Source organism: Streptomyces sp. NRRL WC-3549, from assembly GCF_000721935.1.
Classification (GTDB): domain Bacteria; phylum Actinomycetota; class Actinomycetes; order Streptomycetales; family Streptomycetaceae; genus Streptomyces.
The window spans coordinates 167179-168081 of the sequence record NZ_KL585414.1 but is presented as its reverse complement, the minus strand read 5'-3'; the positions used below and the strand labels follow the sequence as shown (position 1 = coordinate 168081).

Genomic DNA, 903 nt, shown 5'->3' with positions numbered 1-903 from the left:
CACCACCGCCGCTCCAGCCGGGTCGCGCCAGATGTCGACCCAGTGCGCCTGGTGGGCGCTGCGGCCCAACCGGATGCGCAGCCGTATGCAGTACCTGCACCCCGCCCGCCAGAAGACGACCGGCCGGCCGTCGACGGCGCTACGCCGTTGCGCTTCCAGCGCACCGATCGGCTTCGGGAACATCAGAGGCGAGTTCCAGCCGGCGAGCAGGGCGAACACGAGCAGGAGCGCAGCGGCTGCGAGCGGACTCCCTCGAAGGAACTGCCCGAGGGCGACGGCTGCGCCGCAGAGCACCAGCAGTATCGGAAACCTCCACGCGCGCATCATGAAGACGCAGGCTACCGACAGGCCGAGCCGATCGGCGCGGTGTTGCCGCCGCGCCCGGAACGGACCCGTGCTTCCCCCTGGGCGAGGACCGGCCCGGCTGCTCCCCGGGGCCGCGGGAGTGCGCTCACACGGCCGGTGACCCGGGCCTGCCGCCCGGTGCGTACGCGACGCGGGCGCGTACCTACTGATGGCCTCGGCGTCCGGTCGGCTGCCACGGCACCGGCGACGGTGCCCAGGTGCGCAGCCCAGGCTGCCCAAGTTAGCTTGGGCAGATGGGCGACGGTACCGGCAGCACCGACGGAGCGTCCGGGACGGCCGCACGCGCGGCCCGTGAGGTCCGCGTGGTCCACAGCCGGCTGAGGCGCCGGCTGCGCGAGAGTCACGCCCCCGGCGACCCGCCCCCGCCCCGGACCTCGGCCCTCACCAGGCTGGACAAGGACGGTACGGCGTCGGCCGGCGATCTGTCGGTCGCCGAGCGCGTCCGGCACCAGGCGGTGGCTGCCACCATCGGCGCCCGGGCGGAGCGCGACCTCGTCTTCCGCCGTCCGGATCCTGGAGACGGCCGCCACCGGCTGG

The 903-nt window shown here is 74.6% G+C and carries 1 protein-coding gene and 1 pseudogene; one reads left to right on the top strand and one right to left on the bottom strand.

The genetic code is table 11. From position 1 onward, the window contains the following. The coding region (locus tag IH13_RS0122035; protein ID WP_031087053.1) for a membrane protein at positions 1-327 on the bottom strand (327 nt) is incomplete at its 3' end. 272 nt (positions 328-599) lie between these two features. On the opposite strand from IH13_RS0122035, the pseudogene IH13_RS0122030 reads away from it, so the two are divergent. Continuing rightward, positions 600-903: pseudogene (locus tag IH13_RS0122030) on the top strand (MarR family transcriptional regulator); the annotation flags it as partial.